At 71.4% G+C, this 16,945-nt stretch carries 18 protein-coding genes; 6 read left to right on the forward strand and 12 right to left on the reverse strand.

Annotation, left to right across the window (positions count from 1 at the left end):
* Window positions 1–317: 317 nt before the first annotated feature.
* The 7 genes from OG625_RS06340 to OG625_RS06370 form a co-directional block, all read right to left on the reverse strand.
* Complete coding sequence (locus tag OG625_RS06340; protein ID WP_329377151.1) at window positions 318–1,100, reverse strand: ABC transporter ATP-binding protein; 783 nt, start codon at window positions 1,098–1,100, stop codon at window positions 318–320.
* Window positions 1,093–2,022: an ABC transporter permease gene (locus tag OG625_RS06345; protein WP_329377153.1), complete on the reverse strand. Its 930-nt coding sequence runs from the start codon at window positions 2,020–2,022 to the stop codon at window positions 1,093–1,095. Before OG625_RS06345 ends, OG625_RS06340 begins: the two co-directional genes overlap by 8 nt.
* Window positions 2,023–2,117: 95 nt before the next feature.
* Complete coding sequence (locus tag OG625_RS06350; RefSeq protein WP_329390472.1) at window positions 2,118–2,990, reverse strand: glycosyltransferase family 2 protein; 873 nt, start codon at window positions 2,988–2,990, stop codon at window positions 2,118–2,120.
* A gap of 8 nt (window positions 2,991–2,998) precedes the next feature.
* The gene (locus OG625_RS06355; RefSeq protein ID WP_329377155.1) at window positions 2,999–3,778 is read right to left on the reverse strand and encodes a CDP-alcohol phosphatidyltransferase family protein; all 780 of its coding nucleotides are present in this window, start codon (window positions 3,776–3,778) and stop codon (window positions 2,999–3,001) included.
* Window positions 3,756–4,817, reverse strand: coding sequence for an iron-containing alcohol dehydrogenase family protein (locus OG625_RS06360; RefSeq protein WP_329377157.1), 1,062 nt, complete (start codon window positions 4,815–4,817; stop codon window positions 3,756–3,758). Before OG625_RS06360 ends, OG625_RS06355 begins: the two co-directional genes overlap by 23 nt.
* A complete protein-coding gene (locus OG625_RS06365) occupies window positions 4,805–5,557 on the reverse strand; it encodes a phosphocholine cytidylyltransferase family protein (protein ID WP_329377159.1) in 753 nt (250 codons plus the stop codon). The genes OG625_RS06360 and OG625_RS06365 overlap by 13 nt, the downstream gene beginning before the upstream one ends.
* Window positions 5,554–7,191 (reverse strand): DUF5941 domain-containing protein, encoded by a 1,638-nt coding sequence (locus OG625_RS06370; protein WP_329377161.1) that lies wholly within the window; start codon window positions 7,189–7,191, stop codon window positions 5,554–5,556. Before OG625_RS06370 ends, OG625_RS06365 begins: the two co-directional genes overlap by 4 nt.
* Between OG625_RS06370 and OG625_RS06375 the strand changes: the two genes are divergently transcribed.
* The 3 genes from OG625_RS06375 (at window position 7,168) to idi (ending at window position 9,794) form a co-directional block, all read left to right on the forward strand.
* Window positions 7,168–7,305 (forward strand): hypothetical protein, encoded by a 138-nt coding sequence (locus OG625_RS06375; protein WP_329377163.1) that lies wholly within the window; start codon window positions 7,168–7,170, stop codon window positions 7,303–7,305. The two genes, OG625_RS06370 and OG625_RS06375, sit on opposite strands and share 24 nt — an antisense overlap.
* A gap of 466 nt (window positions 7,306–7,771) precedes the next feature.
* Window positions 7,772–9,073: a bifunctional class I SAM-dependent methyltransferase/N-acetyltransferase gene (locus OG625_RS06380; protein WP_329377164.1), complete on the forward strand. Its 1,302-nt coding sequence runs from the start codon at window positions 7,772–7,774 to the stop codon at window positions 9,071–9,073.
* Between the two features lie 121 nt (window positions 9,074–9,194).
* Window positions 9,195–9,794, forward strand: a complete 600-nt coding sequence (gene idi, locus OG625_RS06385; protein WP_329377166.1) for an isopentenyl-diphosphate Delta-isomerase — start codon at window positions 9,195–9,197, stop codon at window positions 9,792–9,794.
* Window positions 9,795–9,811: 17 nt separating this feature from the next.
* On the opposite strand, the gene OG625_RS06390 is transcribed toward idi, so the two are convergent.
* A complete protein-coding gene (locus OG625_RS06390) occupies window positions 9,812–10,321 on the reverse strand; it encodes an ATP-binding protein (protein WP_443067868.1) in 510 nt (169 codons plus the stop codon).
* Between the two features lie 130 nt (window positions 10,322–10,451).
* A complete protein-coding gene (locus OG625_RS06395) occupies window positions 10,452–11,072 on the reverse strand; it encodes an HdeD family acid-resistance protein (protein WP_329390474.1) in 621 nt (206 codons plus the stop codon).
* Between the two features lie 195 nt (window positions 11,073–11,267).
* On the opposite strand from OG625_RS06395, the gene OG625_RS06400 reads away from it, so the two are divergent.
* Window positions 11,268–12,026 carry an enoyl-CoA hydratase/isomerase family protein gene (locus tag OG625_RS06400; protein WP_329377170.1) on the forward strand — a complete coding sequence of 253 codons (759 nt, stop codon included), beginning with the start codon at window positions 11,268–11,270 and terminating at the stop codon, window positions 12,024–12,026.
* 1 nt (window position 12,027) lies between these two features.
* Here the strand turns inward: OG625_RS06400 and OG625_RS06405 are convergent, their stop codons facing one another.
* On the reverse strand, window positions 12,028–12,657 hold the full coding sequence (locus OG625_RS06405) for a DJ-1/PfpI family protein (protein ID WP_329377172.1): 630 nt from the start codon (window positions 12,655–12,657) through the stop codon (window positions 12,028–12,030).
* A 119-nt stretch (window positions 12,658–12,776) separates the two neighbouring features.
* Window positions 12,777–13,751, reverse strand: coding sequence for a GlxA family transcriptional regulator (locus tag OG625_RS06410; RefSeq protein WP_329377173.1), 975 nt, complete (start codon window positions 13,749–13,751; stop codon window positions 12,777–12,779).
* Between the two features lie 189 nt (window positions 13,752–13,940).
* Here OG625_RS06410 and OG625_RS06415 point away from each other — a divergent pair, with 189 nt between their 5' ends.
* Both OG625_RS06415 and OG625_RS06420 read left to right on the forward strand, forming a co-directional pair.
* Entirely contained in the window at window positions 13,941–15,578 is a 1,638-nt protein-coding gene (locus OG625_RS06415; protein ID WP_329377174.1) for an ABC-F family ATP-binding cassette domain-containing protein, read from the forward strand.
* 240 nt (window positions 15,579–15,818) lie between these two features.
* Window positions 15,819–16,085, forward strand: coding sequence for a hypothetical protein (locus tag OG625_RS06420; protein ID WP_329377175.1), 267 nt, complete (start codon window positions 15,819–15,821; stop codon window positions 16,083–16,085).
* A 69-nt stretch (window positions 16,086–16,154) separates the two neighbouring features.
* Here OG625_RS06420 and OG625_RS06425 read toward each other — a convergent pair whose 3' ends face one another.
* Window positions 16,155–16,943 (reverse strand): SDR family NAD(P)-dependent oxidoreductase, encoded by a 789-nt coding sequence (locus OG625_RS06425; protein ID WP_329377177.1) that lies wholly within the window; start codon window positions 16,941–16,943, stop codon window positions 16,155–16,157.
* Between the last annotated feature and the right edge of the window lie 2 nt (window positions 16,944–16,945).

Raw genomic sequence — 16,945 nt, forward strand, 5'->3', positions numbered from 1 at the left:
GCCGTCACATCTCCCGTTCTACACTGCCGACCCAATACATCCTATTTCGGACACGCCGCCCGGGTATCCGGGGGGCTCTCCCCGGAACTCCCCACGCCCCGCTCACCTGTGGGGAATCGTCCCCTCTTGGCGCGATTCAGGACCGCATCAGCTTACGCTGTACAACGCCGAGAAGGCCTCCCGGGTATTCGTCGTGCCACTGAATGTCGCCGGCGGAATGCGAAAACCCGCCGAGATCGCGGCGAGATCAGGCCGTGAAACACACCCGGGCCCCCGCCGCGCGAAGCGGCGGGGGCCCGGGCTGGGCCGACTCGCGGTCAGCCGTTGGTGGCCTTCTCGTAGGCCGAGACCACTTCCTCCGTGGGCCCGTCCATCAGGAGCTCGCCCTTCTCCAGCCACAGCACGCGGTCGCAGGTGTCGCGGATCGACTTGTTGTTGTGGCTCACCAGGAAGACCGTGCCGGCCTTCTGCCGCAGTTCGCGGATGCGGTTCTCGGAACGCACCTGGAAGCTGCGGTCACCGGTGGCGAGCGCCTCGTCGATCATCAGGACGTCGTGGTCCTTGGCGGCCGCGATGGAGAAACGCAGACGCGCGGCCATACCGGAGGAGTAGGTGCGCATCGGCAGGGAGATGAAATCGCCCTTCTCGTTGATGCCCGAGAAGTCGACGATGTCCTGGTAGCGCTGCTTGATCTGCTCGCGGCTCATTCCCATCGCGAGACCGCCGAGGACGATGTTGCGCTCACCGGTGAGGTCGTTCATCAGTGCCGCGTTCACACCCAGCAGCGAGGGCTGGCCGTCGGTGTAGACCTTGCCCTCCTCGCAGGGCAGCAGCCCCGCGATGGCGCGCAGCAGGGTCGACTTGCCCGAGCCGTTGGAACCGATGAGGCCGATGGCCTCGCCGCGGTACGCCGTGAAGGTGACCCCGCGCACGGCGTGGACCCGGCGGACGCCGGGGGCGTCGCCCTTCTTCCGGCGGACTATCTTGCTGAGCGCGGCGGTGGCCGCGCCCTTGCCGGCACTGCCGGTGTTGACCCGGTAGACGATGTGGACGCCGTCCGCGATCACGGTGGGGACTCGCCCCTGGGTGTTCTCAGCCACGGCCGTAACGCTCCTCAGCCTTCCAGAAGTACACGAACCCGCCGATGCCGATCACGGCGGCCCAGCCCACGGCGAAGAGCCAGACGTGCGGGGGCAGGTTGCTGCTGCCGTAGTCGTCGATCAGCGCGAACCGGATGAGGTCCATGTAGATCGCCACCGGGTTCCACAGCAGCACGTCGCTGATCCACTGCGGCTGGTCCTTGAGGTAGATCCCGATCGGGAACATGACGCCGGAGGCGTACATCCAGGTACGCATCACGAACGGCATCAGCTGCGCCAGGTCGGGGGTCTTGGAGCCCATCCGCGCGAAGATCATGGCGAGGCCGGTGTTGAAGACGAACTGCAGTGCCAGCGTCGGGATGACCAGCAGCCACGAGAGCCGCGGGTAGTTGCCGAAGCTGACCGCGATGACGAAGACGACGATCATCGAGTACATCAGCTGCTGGAGCTGCTGCAGCGAGAAGGACACCGGGAGGGCGGCTCTCGGGAAGTGCAGGGCGCGCACCAGCCCGAGGTTTCCGGAGATCGCCCGGACGCCCGCCATCACCGAGCTCTGGGTGAAGGTGAAGACGAAGATGCCCATCATCAGGAACGGGACGTAGACGCCCGGCGGCATCTCCTTGCCCGCTTGGAGAATCAGGCCGAAGATCAGCCAGTAGACGGCCGCGTTCAGCAGGGGGGTCGCCACCTGCCAGACCTGGCCGAGTTTCGCCTGGCTGTACTGTGCGACCAGCTTCGCCCGGGAGAACGCCATGATGAAGTGGCGTCGGCCCAGGAGCTGGCGCACGTACTCGCCCAGACCGGGCCGGGCGCCGCTCACGGAGAGGCCGTACTTCCTGGCGAGCTCCGCGGGGCTCAGTCCCGCGTCAGCGGACGGCGGCTTGCTCGTGGCGAGGGCGCCGTCGTGGGTTGTGTCACTCACAAGTTGAAACTTTCGTCTTCAAGATGCGGCCAGGTAGGGCATCAGGCCGGTGGCACGAGGCCCATGATCGCGCCATGTTCCCAGACGCGGGCTTGTCAGATGACAGGTGGTCGGCCCAGACGGGTCAACCGCCAGACCGTACGCCATCTCATCGGGCGGCGGGGACCGCAGGGAGTCGTCCACCCCTCCCTGAAACCGCCGAACCAGGCCTTCAACGCGGGTCCGGACGGCTTGCGCAGGAGCGTCAGCAGGAGCCAGACGCCCAGGTAGACCGGGACCAGCGGAGCGGGCAGGTTGCGGCGGGCCAGCCACACACGATTACGGGCCACCATACGGTGGTAAACGGCGTGCCGGGAGGGGGCGGTGGTCGGGTGCAGCAGCACCATGTCCGCTCGGTAGTCGATCAACCACCCCGCGTCGAGCGCCCGCCAGGCCAGGTCGGTCTCCTCGTGCGCGTAGAAGAACTCCCCCGGCAACTCCCCGACCTGCTCGAACACCTTGGTGCGCACGGCATTCGCGCCGCCCAGGAAGGTGGTCACGCGGGAGGAGCGCATCGGGTCCGAGGCGCGCAGCCGGGGCACGTGACGGCGTTGGGTGATGCCCGTCTCAGGGTCGGCGATCCGGAAGCTGACGATGCCGAGCTCCGGGTCCTCCGCGAAGGCCTGCCGGCACAGCTCGGCGGTGTCCGTGCGCTCCAGCAGTCCGTCGTCGTCCAGGAAGAGCAGCGCGTCCACGTCCGAGCCGCCGGGGCCGAAGGCCTCGATGCCGACGTTGCGTCCGCCGGGGATGCCCAGGTTCTCGGGCAGGTCGACCGTACGGACTCCCGCCGGGACCCCGGTGACCTTCACGCCCTGGCCCACGACGACGACCTCGATCGGGTCGCCCTCCTGGCGGGCCACCGAGTCGAGCAGGGCCTTGAGGTCGTCGGGGCGGTTGCCCATGGTGATGATCACGGCGCCCAGCCGCATCGGCGTACTCACTTGAGCCTGCTGGAGGCCAGGATCGACACCAGGTGCAGCACGGTCTGGAGCAGCGCGATGGCGGCGAGGACGGCGACGCCGATCCGGGAGTAGAACAGGTCGCCGCGGATCTGGTCCGCGACGGCCAGCACCAGGATGAGCAGGGAGGCCTCGATGCCGAGGACGAGGCGGTGGAACTTCAGCGCGGCGGCGGCCCGACGGGCGAGCGCCATGCCGGACGAGCGCGGCGTGGCCGCCGCGTCCTGGACCACGGGCTTGCCGGCCTGGTGGCGGGCGACGCCGACCAGGTCGGTCTCGGCCTTGATCAGGATCGCGCCGAGCGCCGCGAGGGTACCCAGGAAGGCCCACAGCCAGTCGATCCGTCCGCCGCCCCACAGGTCGGCGGCGCGCAGGCCGAAGCCGACCAGGACCGCCGCGTCGCACAGGTAGGCGCCGACCCGGTCCAGGTACACCCCGGAGAGCGAGAACTGCTTCTTCCAGCGGGCGACCTCGCCGTCGACGCAGTCGAGCAGCAGGTAGAGCTGGACCGCCACGACGCCGAGGACGGCGCCCCAGATGCCCGGCACCAGGAGGGCCGGGAGGGCGAGTACGCCGGCGAGGGTCATCGCGTAGGTCAGCTGGTTCGGCGTGACCTTGGTGGTGACCAGGAGACGGGTGATGCGCAGGGAGATCTCGCGCATGTAGAGGCGGCCGCCCCAGTGCTCGCCACTGACCCGGTCCTTGACGCCCGCCGGGTGAACGACGGGGCGGAGTTCAGCTACGGATGGTCTTGGCATAGTCGGCGTAAGCGTCCCTGATCTCGGCGGCGGACAGGTTGAGGTGCTCCAGGATCGTGAAGCGTCCCGGGCGGGTCTGGGGGGCGTACTCGACGGCCGCGACGAACTCGTCGATGCTGAAGCCGATCTCGTCGGGCGACACCGGCAGGCCGTGCCGGCGCAGCACCTCCACGAAGAGCCCGGACTTCTCCTCGGCCCCCCGCAGGTGCATCGCGAAGGCGGCGCCCAGGCCGACCTGCTCGCCGTGGAGCGCGGAGCGCCCCGGGTAGAGCAGGTCGAAGGCGTGGCTGATCTCGTGGCAGGCGCCGGAGGCGGGGCGGGTGTCCCCGCTGATCGACATGGCGATGCCGGTGAGGACGAGCGACTCGGAGAGCACGGTGAGGAACTCGTCGTCCCCGCAGCCGCCGGGGTGACGCAGCACGGCCTCGCCGGCCGTCCGTGCCATGGCGGCGGCCAGGCCGTCCACGGGCTCGCCGGTGACCTCGTGGGAGAGCTCCCAGTCGGCGATGGACGAGATGTTGGAGATCGCGTCGCCGATTCCGGCGCGGATGAACCGGACCGGGGCGTCCTTGATCACGTCGAGGTCGATCACCATGGCGATCGGGGTGGGGACGCCGTAGGAACCGCGGCCGTTGTCGTTGTCCAGGATGGACACCGGCGAGCAGATTCCGTCGTGGGAGAGGTTGGTGGCGACGGCCACCATGGGCAGCCCGACCCGCGCCGCGGCGTACTTCGCCACGTCGATGATCTTGCCGCCGCCCAGGCCCACGACGGCGTCGTAGCGGCGGCCCTTTATGTCGTCGGCCAGCTTGACGGCGGAGTCGATGGTGCCGTCGACGACCGGGTACCAGTCGGCGTGCGGCAGGACGGGCTCCAGCCTGGCGCGCAGCGCCACGCCGGAGCCGCCGCTGATCGCGATGGCCAGCTTGCCCGAGGCGGAGATCCGCTGGTCGGCCAGGAGGCCGGCCAGGTCGTCCATCGCCCCGCGGCTGATGTCGACGACGACGGGCGAGGGGATGAGCCTCGTCAGTACTGGCATGCGATCGTCCGGCCCTTGGCGAGGTCGTCGTGGTTGTCGATCTCGACCCACTTGACGTCGCCGATGGGGGCCACGTCGATCGTGAAACCGTCGTTGACGAGCTGCTGGTAGCCGTCCTCGTAGTAGAGGTCGGGGTCGCGCTCGAAGGTGGTCTTCAGCGCCTCGGCCAGCTGCTCGGCGGCCTCGGGCTCGATGAGGGTGACACCGATGTACTCGCCGGTCGCGGTGGCCGGGTCCATCAGCTTGGTGATCTTCTGGACGCCCTTCCCATCGGCCGTGATGACCTTCATCTCCTCGTCGGCCAGGTTCTTGACCGTGTCGAGGGCGAGGATGATCTTCTGGCCGTTGCCGCGGGCGGCGAGCAGGGTCTGCTCGACGGAGACCGGGTGGACGGTGTCGCCGTTGGCGAGGATCACGCCCTGCTTGAGGACGTCACGCGCGCACCACAGGGAGTAGGCGTTGTTCCACTCCTCGGCCTTGTCGTTGTCGATCAGCGTGATCTTGACGCCGTACTTGGCCTCCAGGGCCTCCCGGCGCGCGTAGACGGCTTCCTTGCGGTAGCCGACGACGATCGCGACCTCGGTGAGGCCGACCTCGGCGAAGTTGCCCAGGGTCAGGTCGAGAACCGTCAGGCTCTCCTCGTCGCCCTCGGGGCCGACGGGCACGAGGGCCTTGGGCAGGGTGTCGGTGTAGGGACGCAGGCGGCGTCCGGCACCGGCAGCGAGTACAAGGCCGATCATGCTGGTTCTCCTTCGTCATGTACGGCGGGTGCCCCGGAGGAGACCCAGAACCGGATGCTCTCCGCGAGCACCACGAGTGCCACGAACACGGCCATGACCGTGAGCGCGACGGGGAAGTCCGATGCGCGCCCCACGAGGACGGTGGCGAGGACCGTGGTCAGCAGGACCCGGCCTTCGTGGCCGCCGATCGTCCGCACCAGCCAGTGCGGGGGCGCTCCGGTGCCACCGCGAATGCGGTACACCGTGTCGTAGTGATGGTAGGCGACCGCTGCGATCAGGCCGAATGCCGCCGGGAGGGCCCCGGGGACGTCCGCCTTGGCGGCGAGGATCAGCACCGTGCAGTACTCGGCGGCGCGGAACAGCGGGGGCAGGAGCCAGTCCAGGGGGGCCTTCAGCGGGTGTGCGACGGCGGCTCCGGCGGCCAGCACGTACAGCCCGGCGAAGACGAGCAGCAGCGGGGAGCCGGCAGGCAGCGCCCAGGCTGCGGCGAGCAGGGCGATCACGGCGCCCGCGCCGCCGACCAGGAACGCCGGAGCGGTGTACGTGGGCACCCGACGCATCCCCGCGGCGACCAGCTCGCCCAGCGGACCTGTGTCGGCCAGGTCCGCCAGCGCCCGGGCGGCCCGGTCGGTGCGCTTCGCCTTGCGGGTCAGGGAGCGCAGCACCCGGCCGGCGGTGGTGTAGAGCGCGCCGAAGGCGCAGCCGACGATCAGGGCGTAGAAGACGATCCGGGGGGTGGTCGCGGCGGTCAGCACCGCGATCATGGCCCAGCGCTCACCGATGGGGAGGATGATCATCCGGCGGGCCCAGACCGTCCAGCCGACGCTGTCGAGCTTGTCGGAGAGGGCTGCCGTGGGACTGGTATTCGCGGTGGCGTCGTGGTTGGCCTCGTTGAACGAGAAGTCCACGACGTGCCGGCAGGTCATCAGGACCATGGCTCCGACCGCCAGGGCCCATACGTCGTCGCCGTTCCTGGCGGCGCCGAGCGCGAGACCCGCGTAGAAGGCGTACTCCTTCGCGCGGTCGAAGGTCGCGTCGAGCCAGGCGCCCATCGTCGAGTACTGGAGCGAGTAGCGGGCGAGCTGCCCGTCGGTGCAGTCCAGGACGAAGGAGACGAGGAGCAGCACACCGGCCGCCACGTAGCCCCAGCGATCGCCGGTGGCGGCGCAGCCGGCCGCGATCAGCGCGGTGATCAGCGAGGCGGTGGTGACCTGGTTCGGGGTCAGTCCGCGGCGCGCGCACCAGCGGGCGATGTAGCGCGAGTACGGGCTGATGAAGAAGGTGGTGAAGAACCCGTCGCGGGACTTCACGGCGGTCCTCAGCCGTACGGCCTCGTCGTCCACGGCGGCGACGGCGGCGCTCGCCGCGTCCCGGTCCGCCGCGGTGGCGGGGACGGCGGCGACGAGGGTGCCGAGCTCGGGGCGCTGCACGGTGGTCCCGGCGGCCTCGACCGCGGCCGCGAGCCGGTCCGCGTAGGGGCCGGACCCCTCGGGGGCGAGGGCGGCGGCCTCGTCGAGGGCCGTGCGGGCGCCGGGCTGGACGGAGAGGGCGCCGGTGACGGCGCAGGCGTCGAAGCGCGGGTCGGTCAGCGCGAGGCGCAGGGTGTGCACGTGGCCGACGAAGGCGCTGTCCACGACGGCCACGCGCTGGTCGGCCGGTACGCCGGCGAGCGCGGTGACCGTGTCCTGGGGACCGACGGCGGGGCGGACGTCGAAGCCGAGGGAGCGCAGCTCGTCAGCGAGCGGTGATCCGGGGACCGGCAGGCCGGTGAGGATGACGGTCGGCAGACGAACTCACTCCTTGTGACGGATTGCGAACGGGCGCCTCCTGGGGGGGCGCGGCACGTCGGCAGAGGCTATCGGATGACGGGAAGCAGGGGTTCACCCCCCGTTTACACCCTGATAAGCAGAAGATTCCCGGACGTCTGGCCCTGCCCGGCCCTTGCCGGGGCCTTGCCGGGCCTGCCCGGCCATCATTGACGATCATGGCTGGTACCACAAACGGCCCGGATGTTACGGTGGACACGCCCTGGACGTGAACGAGCGAGGAAGAGGTGGGTTGATGACCGTCGTAGTGGTCGCGGCCGTGCGCAGCGAACTCCGGTTCATCCCCCGTTCCTTCAGAACATCCAGCCTCCGGGCGTCCGGCCACCAGGCCTGATCACACCACTGACAGGCCCCTGATCGGCCGGAGCCCCCGTTCCAAGGGTTCACGTTGACCGACACCAAGGACGACTCCGCCTCCAACAGCTTCATCGAGGCCTTCTTCACCCTGCACCACGGCCTGCCCCGGCAGGCTCCCGGCTCCGACGCGAGCACCCGTCACCTGCTGTCACTGTGCGAACCGCTGCCCGAGCGGCCCCGCATCCTCGACCTGGGCTGCGGCCCGGGGCGCAGCGCCCTGCTGCTGGCCGCCGAGGCCGGCGCGCGGGGTACGCGCGGCGCCGAGGTGACCGCCGTCGACCTGCACGCCCCCTTCCTCGAAGAGCTCCGTACGGCCGCCGCGGCCCGCGGGCTCGCCGACCGCGTCCGCACCGTCGAGGCGGACATGGGCGCACTGGAGGAGTTCGAGGACGGCTCCTTCGACCTCGTGTGGGCGGAGGGCTCCGCCTACGTCATCGGCTTCGACACCGCCCTGGAGCGGTGGAAGCGGCTGCTCGCCCCCGGCGGCACGATCGTGCTGACCGAGTGCCAGTGGACCGTCGACGAGCCGTCCCCCGGGGCGCGGGCCTTCTGGGACAAGGAGTGCCCGCTGCGCTCGACCGCCGGGAACCTCGCCGCCGCCCAGGCCGCCGGGTACCAGGTGCTCGGCGTGCACCACCTGCCCGACTCCGACTGGGCCGAGTACTACGGGCCGCTCGCCGAGCGGGTCCGCACCCACCCGGGCGCCGACTCCCCGGCGACGGAGGCCGCGCTGGCCGGCGCGCAGGAGGAGCTCGACGTACGGGCCCGCCACGGGCACGAGTACGGATACACGGGCTACGTGCTGCGCCCGGTGACCGCCGGGGACGGCGACGCCTGGCCGGCCCGCCCGGAGACGGCGGCCGACGTGGCCGCCGTACGGGACGTCAACCTGGCGGCCTTCGAGACCCCGCTGGAGGCGGACCTCGTGGACGCCCTGCGCGCGGACGGCGCCTGGCTGCCCGGGCTGTCGTACGTGGCCGAGGGCCCGGACGGGGCGGTGGTGGCGCACGCGCTGCTCACCGCCTGCGAGGTCGACGGTGCCCGGGCGCTCGCGCTCGCCCCGGTCGCGGTCGATCCCGCGCTCCAGCGCTCGGGCGCGGGCAGTGCGGTCGTACGGGCACTGCTCGCGGCGGCCAAGGAACGCGGGGAGTCGCTGGTCCTCGTGCTCGGGCACCCGGAGTACTACCCGCGCTTCGGTTTCGTACCGGCGTCGCACTTCGGGATCCGGGCGCCCTTCGAGGTACCGGACGAGGCGATGATGGCGCTGGTGCTGGACGCTTCCGTGCCGGTACCGGCGGGCACGATCGGCTATCCGGCCCCGTTCGGAGTCTGATCTCCTCCGCACCCCGCCGCGTAGCACGCGGCGGGGTGCGGGTGTGGACAGATCTTCGAAGTGGGGACAAGACCGTTTTGTACGGCAGACTGAAGGCCGAAGTCCGAAGCGAAGGATGGGTATGCCGACCACACCAGCCACCGCCGCCAACAGCGCGTCCAACGGCACCGGGTCTCAAGAATCGATCATGCTCGAACTGGTCGACGAGTCCGGCAACACCATCGGCACGGCGGAGAAGCTCTCCGCCCATCAGGCGCCGGGACAACTGCACAGGGCGTTCTCGGTGTTCCTCTTCGACGAGCAGGGCCGTCTGCTGCTCCAGCAGCGGGCCCTCGGGAAGTACCACTCCCCCGGCGTCTGGTCGAACACCTGTTGCGGTCACCCCTATCCGGGGGAGTCGCCGTTCGCGGCGGCGGCCCGCCGGACCCACGAGGAGCTGGGCCTCTCGCCCTCGCTGCTCGCGGAGGCGGGAACGGTGCGCTACAACCACCCGGACCCCGCATCGGGCCTGGTGGAGCAGGAGTTCAACCACCTGTTCGTGGGACTCGCGCAGGCCTCGGTGCACCCCGATCCGGAGGAGATCGCGGACACCGCGTTCGTCACCGCCGAGGAGCTGGCCAAGCAGCACGCCGAACTGCCGTTCTCGGCCTGGTTCATGACCGTGCTCGACGCGGCGCGCCCGGCGATCCGTGAGCTGACGGGTGACGCGGCGGGCTGGTAGCCCGTCGTACACGTCCTTCAGTCGGCCGGGGTCGGCGCGGGGATGCCCGGCGTGGTGAGCGGCAGGGCCGCCCAGATGACCTTGCCGCCGGTCGAGGTGTGCTCGACGTCGCAGACCCCGCCGGCCTCCAGCGTGACCTCCCGCACCAGGAGCAGGCCCCGGCCGCCGGTCTGGCCGAAATCGGCCTCCAGCGCCTTGGGGCGGTACGGGTGGTTGTCCTCGACGGCCACCCGTACCCATTCGCGGCCGATGGCGACCTCGACCGCGACCTCGGGCGAGAGCAGGGCGGCGTGCCGGACCGAGTTCGTCACCAGTTCGGAGACGATCAGCAGCAGGGAGTAGACGAGGTCCTGATGGGCGGGCACCCCCTGGCGCCCGAGCAGGTCGCGGACCGCGCGGCGGGCCTGCGGAACGGATTCTTCTACTGCGGGAGCGGTGAACCTCCAGACCCCCTCGTACGCGAGGGGGTCTGCCGGAGCCCCGGGCTCCACTTCCTGGGCTGGCGGGACGCTCCCGCTGACATCCATCTTCCGTCCCCCGTCTTCGCGCTCGATCGTCTCCACGCGTCAAGAGTGGTGAACGGGTCGGTCCGGACCGAACCGCTGACCAGAAGTCAGCATCAATCGGACACTTTCTGACCACTGGCGTATGACAGAGTCAGTTGTTCGACTGTTCCTGATCCCCTGGCGGACGCTTCTCGGCCGTACCGTCCGTCGCGTCCGGCCCCTGGTCCCCCTCCACCACCTCGTCCTCCCTGACCAACCCCAGGATGCGGCGGGCCCCCGTGCCCAGGGCCACCAGGCTCAGGCCGTCGAACAGGAGGGCGAGGGAGAAGAAGGTTCCGATCACGTACAGACTGCTGCCGGGCCAGCTGGACAGGATCAGCACGCCCAGCAGGATGCCGAAGGCGCCCTGCGCGAGGGCGAGCCCGAAATTGGCACCGCGCACCACGAGGGCGCCGACCAGCCGGAACACCCCGCCCGTGAGGAAGAGCAGCGCGGCGAACATGGTCAGCGCCTCGGCGCTCGCCTCGGGGCGGCGCAGGATCACGAACCCGGCCGCCAGGTTGATCGCGGCCACGATGACGGCGAGCCAGAAGTAATTGCCGTGGCGCGACTGAACGGCCTGGAGCAGGCCCACGACGCCGCCGATCAGCAGCAGCCAGCCGAAGAGGAACATCGAGGTCAGCGTGGCCAGGCCGGTGTAGACGAGGCCGACGAGACCGGCGAGCACGAGGATCACCCCGAGCAGGGCCAGCCAACCGAAACTCCGGCTCAGCTTCTGCTTGTCCCGCTGCTGCTCGCGCTGATCGCGCTGCCGTCCCTGCCGTTCCTGCCGTCCCTGCCGTTCCTGCTGTTCCTGCTGTTTCTCGCGCTGCGGTCCTTCGCCCACGGACGTGCCCCCTTCGGCTCGGCACCCCCCGGACGGACTCCCTTGATCATAGGATCGCCGCCCCGGGATAGCATCCGGCCCATGAACGCAGCCGGGGATCCCACACTCCTCCACACGGTCGCGGACGGCGTCGCCACCGTGGTCATCTCGCACCCCGCCAAGCGCAACGCCATGACGGCGGCCATGTGGCGGGCGCTCCCGGAGCTGCTGGCGGGCCTGGCGGGGGACCCGGCCGTACGGGTGCTCGTCCTGACCGGAGCCGGACCGACCTTCTGCGCGGGCGCGGACATCTCCTCACTGACCGGGGACGAGGACCAGGACCCGCGGGCCCTCGCCGTGACGGCGGAGGACGCGCTGGCCGCCTTCCCGAAGCCGACCCTGGCGGCGATCCGCGGGTTCTGCGTGGGCGGCGGCAGCCAGCTGGCGGCCGCGTGCGACCTGCGGTTCGCGGAGGAGGGCGCGTCCTTCGGGGTGACGCCGGCGAAGCTGGGCATCGTCTATCCGGCTTCCTCGACGCGGCGGTTGGCGTCCGTGGTCGGCCCGGCCTGGGCCAAGTACCTCCTCTTCTCCGCAGAGTTGATCGGTGCGGAGCAGGCGCTGCGCGCCGGGTTCCTGAACGAGCTGCTGCCGGCCGGGCAACTGGACAAGCGGGTGGCCGAGTTCACCCGGGTCCTGGCCTCCCGGTCACAACTGACGCAGGCGGCCGCCAAGGAGTTCACGGACGGCCGGACTGACCGGGACGGATACTGGGAGGACCAGGCGGCCGGAAGCGGCGACACCTCGGAGGGTGTCGCCGCGTTCCTGGAACGCCGGGCCCCGGAGTTCACCTGGACACCGTGAACTACACCGGCCGGCTGTTCGCCCGCAGCCGCGCGACGATCTCGGCCGGTGCCTTGTCCGGCGAACCGGCGTCGTAGGGCGGCTGGGGGTCGTACTCGGTCATCAGCTGGACGGTCTGGGCGAACTCGTCCCCGGCGATCCGGCCGAGCAGGGTGAGCCCCATGTCGATCCCGGAGGACACCCCGGCGGCGGTGACGTACTTCCCGTCGGTGACCACCCGCTCCCCGGTGGCCTCGGCCCCGAACTTCGCCAGCTGGTCCAGGTACAGCCAGTGGCCGGCGGCCCGCCGCCCGTCGAGCAGCCCGGCGGCGGCGAGCAGGAGCGATCCGGTGCACACGGAGGTGGTCCACGTGCTGGTGGCGTCGACGGCCTGCAGCCACTCCAGCACGGCGGGATTCTCCATCTCCACCTCGGGGTGCGGCCCACCGGGCACGATGACGATGTCGGGCCGGGTCACCTCGTCGAGCCCCTTGTCCGCGACGAGCGCGAGCGCCCCGCTGTCGGTCCGCACGGGCCCGGGCCGCTCGGAGACGAACACCACCTCGGCGTCGGGCAGCCGCCCGAGGGTGTCGAAGGGCCCGATGGCGTCGAGGGCGGTGAAGCGGTCGTAGAGCAGTACGGCGATCTGCATTGTTCTCCTCCGGAGCGGTCGACGAATCACGACACTGCCCCACGTCGGGGCGGTGGTCCTGCACCCGGGGCAAACCCTGCCCCGGTCGGGCGAACCGGGAAGCGACGGGCCGGCGGGGCTCAGTGGGCAGCCGTGGGGCCGAAGCGGCGGCGGTATTCGGCCGGGGGCTGGCCCAGGGTTCGTACGAAGGCACGCCGTAGTGCCTCCGGCGTGCCGTAGCCACACGCGCGGGAGATCTGGGCGACCCCCTCCGCGCTCTCCTCCAACAGGCGGCGGGCATGTTCGACGCGGACGCGTTCCACGTACCGGCCCGGCGTCACCCCCGTCTCCGCCTGGAAGGCACGGGCGAAGTGCCGCGGCGAGAGCCGGGCCCGGGCCGCGAGGGTCTCGACGCTCAGGTCGGAGTCCGGGTGCTCCGTGATCCACTGCTGGACGTCCCGCAAAGGATCCCGCCGGGCCGTCTGGGCCGCCAGCTGCGCACTGAACTGCGCCTGGTTGCCCGGCCTGCGCAGGAACACCACCAGGCTGCGGGCGATGGTCAGTGCGACGTCCCGCCCGTGATCCTCCTCCACCAGCGCGAGCGCGAGGTCGATCCCGGCCGTGACCCCGGCCGAGGTGGCCACCGGTCCGTCCCGTACGTAAATGGGGTCGGGCTCCACCGCCACGGCAGGGTAGTCCCGCGCCATCTGCTCGCACGCGTACCAGTGCGTCGTCGCCCGCCGCCCGTCCAGCAGCCCCGCCTCGGCCAGCAGCAGCCCTCCCGTACACACGGACACCAGCCGCTCCGCGACACCCCCGTACGTGCGCAGCCAGTCGGTGAGCCGCGGCTCGAAGTCCGCCGTGAACCAGCCCCCGGGCACCACCAGCGTGGTCCCGGCGCCCGGCCGGGCACTCTCCAGGTCCCCGTCCGGTACCAGCGTCAGCCCGCTGCTCGTCCGGACCGGCGCGCCTCCCGGCGACACCGTCCTGATCGCGTACCCGGTCGGCCCGGGGCACCGGGCCGCGGCGGCGAACACCTCCACCGGCCCGGTCACGTCCAGGCTCTGCACCCCGTCGTAGAGGACGACGAGCACGTTCCGCGGTAACGACGACATGCCCTCATGGTGGGCCGCGGGCGCGATGGCTGCAATGACCTGCTTCCCACCTATCCGGCCATGTGGCGGGCCGTCCTCCTCCTCGGGGTGGGCCGTGCTGATCGGCGTGAACATCATCGGCCCGAGCCGACGTGCACGGGCTGCCTCGGCGGCCGAGGCGGCGGGACGGGGCCGTAGAATCGGCAGATCATGACTGCAACCCTCGTCGCCAAGAAGCTCACCGCCGCGCACGGTGAGCGCACTCTCTTCGCCGATCTCGACCTCGTCGTCGCGCCCGGCGACGTCATCGGTCTCGTCGGCGTCAACGGCGCCGGGAAGTCCACCCTGCTGCGCCTGCTGGCCGGGCTGGACACCCCCGAGACCGGTGAGCTGCGGCTCTCCCCGCCCACCGCCGCCGTCGGCCACCTCCCGCAGGAGCCGGAGCGCCGGCCGGAGGAGTCCGTACGGGACTTCCTGGCGCGGCGCACCGGCGTGGCCGCCGCCCAGGCGGAGCTCGACGCGGCGACGCAGGGCCTCGTGGACGGCGCCCCGGGCGCGGACGACGCGTACGCGACCGCGCTGGACCGCTGGCTGGACCTCGGCGGCGCGGACCTCGACGAGCGCGCCGAGGAGGTCGCCGCCGAGCTCGGCCTCACCGTGGGCCTCGACCTGCCCATGACGGCGCTCTCCGGCGGCCAGGCGGCCCGCGCGGGCCTCGCCTCGCTCCTGCTGTCCCGCTACGACGTCTTCCTGCTCGACGAGCCCACCAACGACCTGGACCTGGACGGTCTGGAGCGGCTGGAGCGCTTCGTGAAGGGGCTGCGCGCGGGCACGATCGTGATCAGCCACGACCGCGAGTTCCTGACCCGGACCGTCACCAAGGTCCTCGAACTGGACCTGGCCCAACAGCAGATCAACCTCTACGGCGGCGGTTACGAGTCGTACCTGGAGGAGCGCGAGCGGGCCCGGTCGCACGCCCGCGAGGAGTTCGACGAGTACGCGGGCAAGAAGTCCGCGCTCGAGGGCCGGGCGCAGATGCAGCGGAACTGGATGGACAAGGGCGTGCGCAACGCCCGCCGCAAGGCGAGCGACAACGACAAGATCGGCAAGAACCTGCGCGGCGAGTCCAGCGAGAAGCAGGCCGCGAAGGCCCGCCAGACGCAGCGGGCGATCGAGCGGCTGGAGGTCGTGGACGAGCCGCGCAAGGAGTGGGAGCTGCGCATGGAGATCGCGGCTGCCCCGCGCTCAGGCTCGGTGGTGGCCACCCTGCGCGAGGCGGCCGTCCAGCGCGGGGACTTCGCCTTCGGCCCGGCCAGCCTGCAGATCGACTGGGCGGACCGGGTGGCGATCACCGGGGCGAACGGCGCCGGCAAGTCCACCCTGCTGGCCGTGCTGCTGGGCCGGCTGGCCCCGGACTCCGGATCCGCCACCCTCGGCTCCGGCGTCCTGGTGGGCGAGGTGGACCAGGCCCGCGGCCTGTTCCTCGGCGACGAGCCGCTGCTGGAGGCCTTCTGCGCGGCGGTCCCGGACACCGAGCCGGCGGAAGTCCGTACGCTGCTGGCCAAGTTCGGCCTGAAGGCGGCCCACGTCCTGCGCCCGGCGGCCACCCTCTCCCCCGGCGAGCGCACCCGCGCCGCCCTGGCCCTGCTCCAGGGCCGCGGGGTGAACCTGCTGGTCCTGGACGAGCCGACCAACCACCTGGACCTCCCGGCGATCGAGCAGTTGGAGGCCGCCCTGGAGACCTACGAGGGCACCCTCCTGCTGGTCACGCACGACCGCCGCATGCTGGACGCCGTCCAGGTGACCCGCCGGCTGGAGGTCTCGGGCGGCAAGGTCGTGGAGCTCTAGGCCGTGGGCCCCGAGGTGCCGACCGACTCGTGCGCGACTAGCCTTTGTGGGTGAGAGCCGCAACCGCGGAGCACGCCCCCATGGCCTGAGTCCCATCGGCGCCCGGGGTGACCGAGCATGTGCTTCCGCACTTCCCGCGGCCCTGTATCCGATCCGCGCCGCCCGTCCTGTCCCGCGGCCGCGGTTCCACGTCCCCCATGCCTCGGAGAGGTGCGAGGGAGTGGGAGGAAGGGAATTCTCATGCACGCACAGCGAGCGAAGCGCCTCTTCGTGGCCTCCGCCGCCGGTCTCCTGATGGCCGGTGGGGCCGCACTCGGCACGGCGGGCACCGCCTCGGCGGCGGCCCCGGCCCAGCCCGTCAGCTACGTCAACGGCGGCGGCTGCGGCGACGATGACGACGACGACTACGGCCATCACAAGAGCGGCTGGCGCCACGGCGGCTGGGACCACGACGATGACGACAAGGGTTGGGGAGGGCACCGCAACGGCCACGGGCACGGCCACTGATTCGTTCCCTTGACAGCACGCCCTGCGCGGACCCGACACCGGTCCGCGCATCGGCGTGCCGCAGCAGCCTCAGCGCGCGTCCGACCACTCCGCCGGAGGCCGCCGCGTGCGGGCCATCCTGCGGGCCACGAACTCGCGCGGGAGGTGGCGGGCCGCCAGCGCGTACGCGCGGTAGCGGCGGCCGGTGATGCTGAGCGGGCGGCGCAGGGCGAGGTCGCGCAGGGCCCGGGCGACGACCGCCTCCGGTTCGAGCCAGACCGCGTCGCGCAGCGCGCTGACGTCCATGCCGGCCCGCTCCTGGAACTCGGTACGGGTGAAGCCGGGGACCACCGCCAGCACACGGACCCCGTACGGCTCCATGTCCACCCGGAGGGATTCGCTGAAGCCGGTGATCCAGGCCTTGGCCGCGCCGTAGGTGCCGGTGGGCAGCAGCCCCGCCACCGAGGAGACGTTGAGGACGGCCCCCCGGCGGCGTTCGCGCAGGCCCGGGAGAAGGGCGTGGGTGAGCCGGAGCGGGACCTTGACCAGCAGGTCCAGCATCCGCTCCTCGTCCTCCACCGGGCTGTACGGGAACGGCGCCGGCAGCCCGAAGCCCGCGTTGTTGACCAGGACGTCGACGGGCCGGGCCCGGTCGGCGAGCCGCTCCGCGACCGAGGCGCACTGGGCCGGGTCCAGAAGATCGGCCGGAAGGACCTCGGCCGCGGCGCCGAACTCCCGGCCCAGTTCCCCGGCGAGGGCGTCGAGGCGGTCCTTGTCCCGGGCCACGAGGACCAGGTCGCAGCCCTTCGCGGCGAAGCCGCGGGCGAAGGCCGCGCCCAGTCCGGCGCTCGCCCCCGTGATCAGTACGGTCGTCGTCAAGA

Source organism: Streptomyces sp. NBC_01351, assembly GCF_036237315.1.
Lineage (GTDB): Bacteria > Actinomycetota > Actinomycetes > Streptomycetales > Streptomycetaceae > Streptomyces.

What these genes read in the sequence shown, in the direction of transcription:
- OG625_RS06350 (WP_329390472.1), bottom strand. Translation starts at nt 2,990, where the DNA reads ATGCGGCTGGGCGCCGTGATCATCACCATGGGCAACCGCCCCGACGAC.
- OG625_RS06355 (WP_329377155.1), bottom strand. Translation starts at nt 3,778, where the DNA reads ATGCCAAGACCATCCGTAGCTGAACTCCGCCCCGTCGTTCACCCGGCG.
- OG625_RS06360 (WP_329377157.1), bottom strand. Translation starts at nt 4,817, where the DNA reads ATGCCAGTACTGACGAGGCTCATCCCCTCGCCCGTCGTCGTCGACATC.
- OG625_RS06365 (WP_329377159.1), bottom strand. Translation starts at nt 5,557, where the DNA reads ATGATCGGCCTTGTACTCGCTGCCGGTGCCGGACGCCGCCTGCGTCCC.
- idi (WP_329377166.1), top strand. Translation starts at nt 9,195, where the DNA reads ATGCCGACCACACCAGCCACCGCCGCCAACAGCGCGTCCAACGGCACC.
- OG625_RS06390 (WP_443067868.1), bottom strand. Translation starts at nt 10,321, where the DNA reads ATGGATGTCAGCGGGAGCGTCCCGCCAGCCCAGGAAGTGGAGCCCGGG.
- OG625_RS06400 (WP_329377170.1), top strand. Translation starts at nt 11,268, where the DNA reads ATGAACGCAGCCGGGGATCCCACACTCCTCCACACGGTCGCGGACGGC.
- OG625_RS06405 (WP_329377172.1), bottom strand. Translation starts at nt 12,657, where the DNA reads ATGCAGATCGCCGTACTGCTCTACGACCGCTTCACCGCCCTCGACGCC.
- OG625_RS06410 (WP_329377173.1), bottom strand. Translation starts at nt 13,751, where the DNA reads ATGTCGTCGTTACCGCGGAACGTGCTCGTCGTCCTCTACGACGGGGTG.
- OG625_RS06415 (WP_329377174.1), top strand. Translation starts at nt 13,941, where the DNA reads ATGACTGCAACCCTCGTCGCCAAGAAGCTCACCGCCGCGCACGGTGAG.
- OG625_RS06420 (WP_329377175.1), top strand. Translation starts at nt 15,819, where the DNA reads ATGCACGCACAGCGAGCGAAGCGCCTCTTCGTGGCCTCCGCCGCCGGT.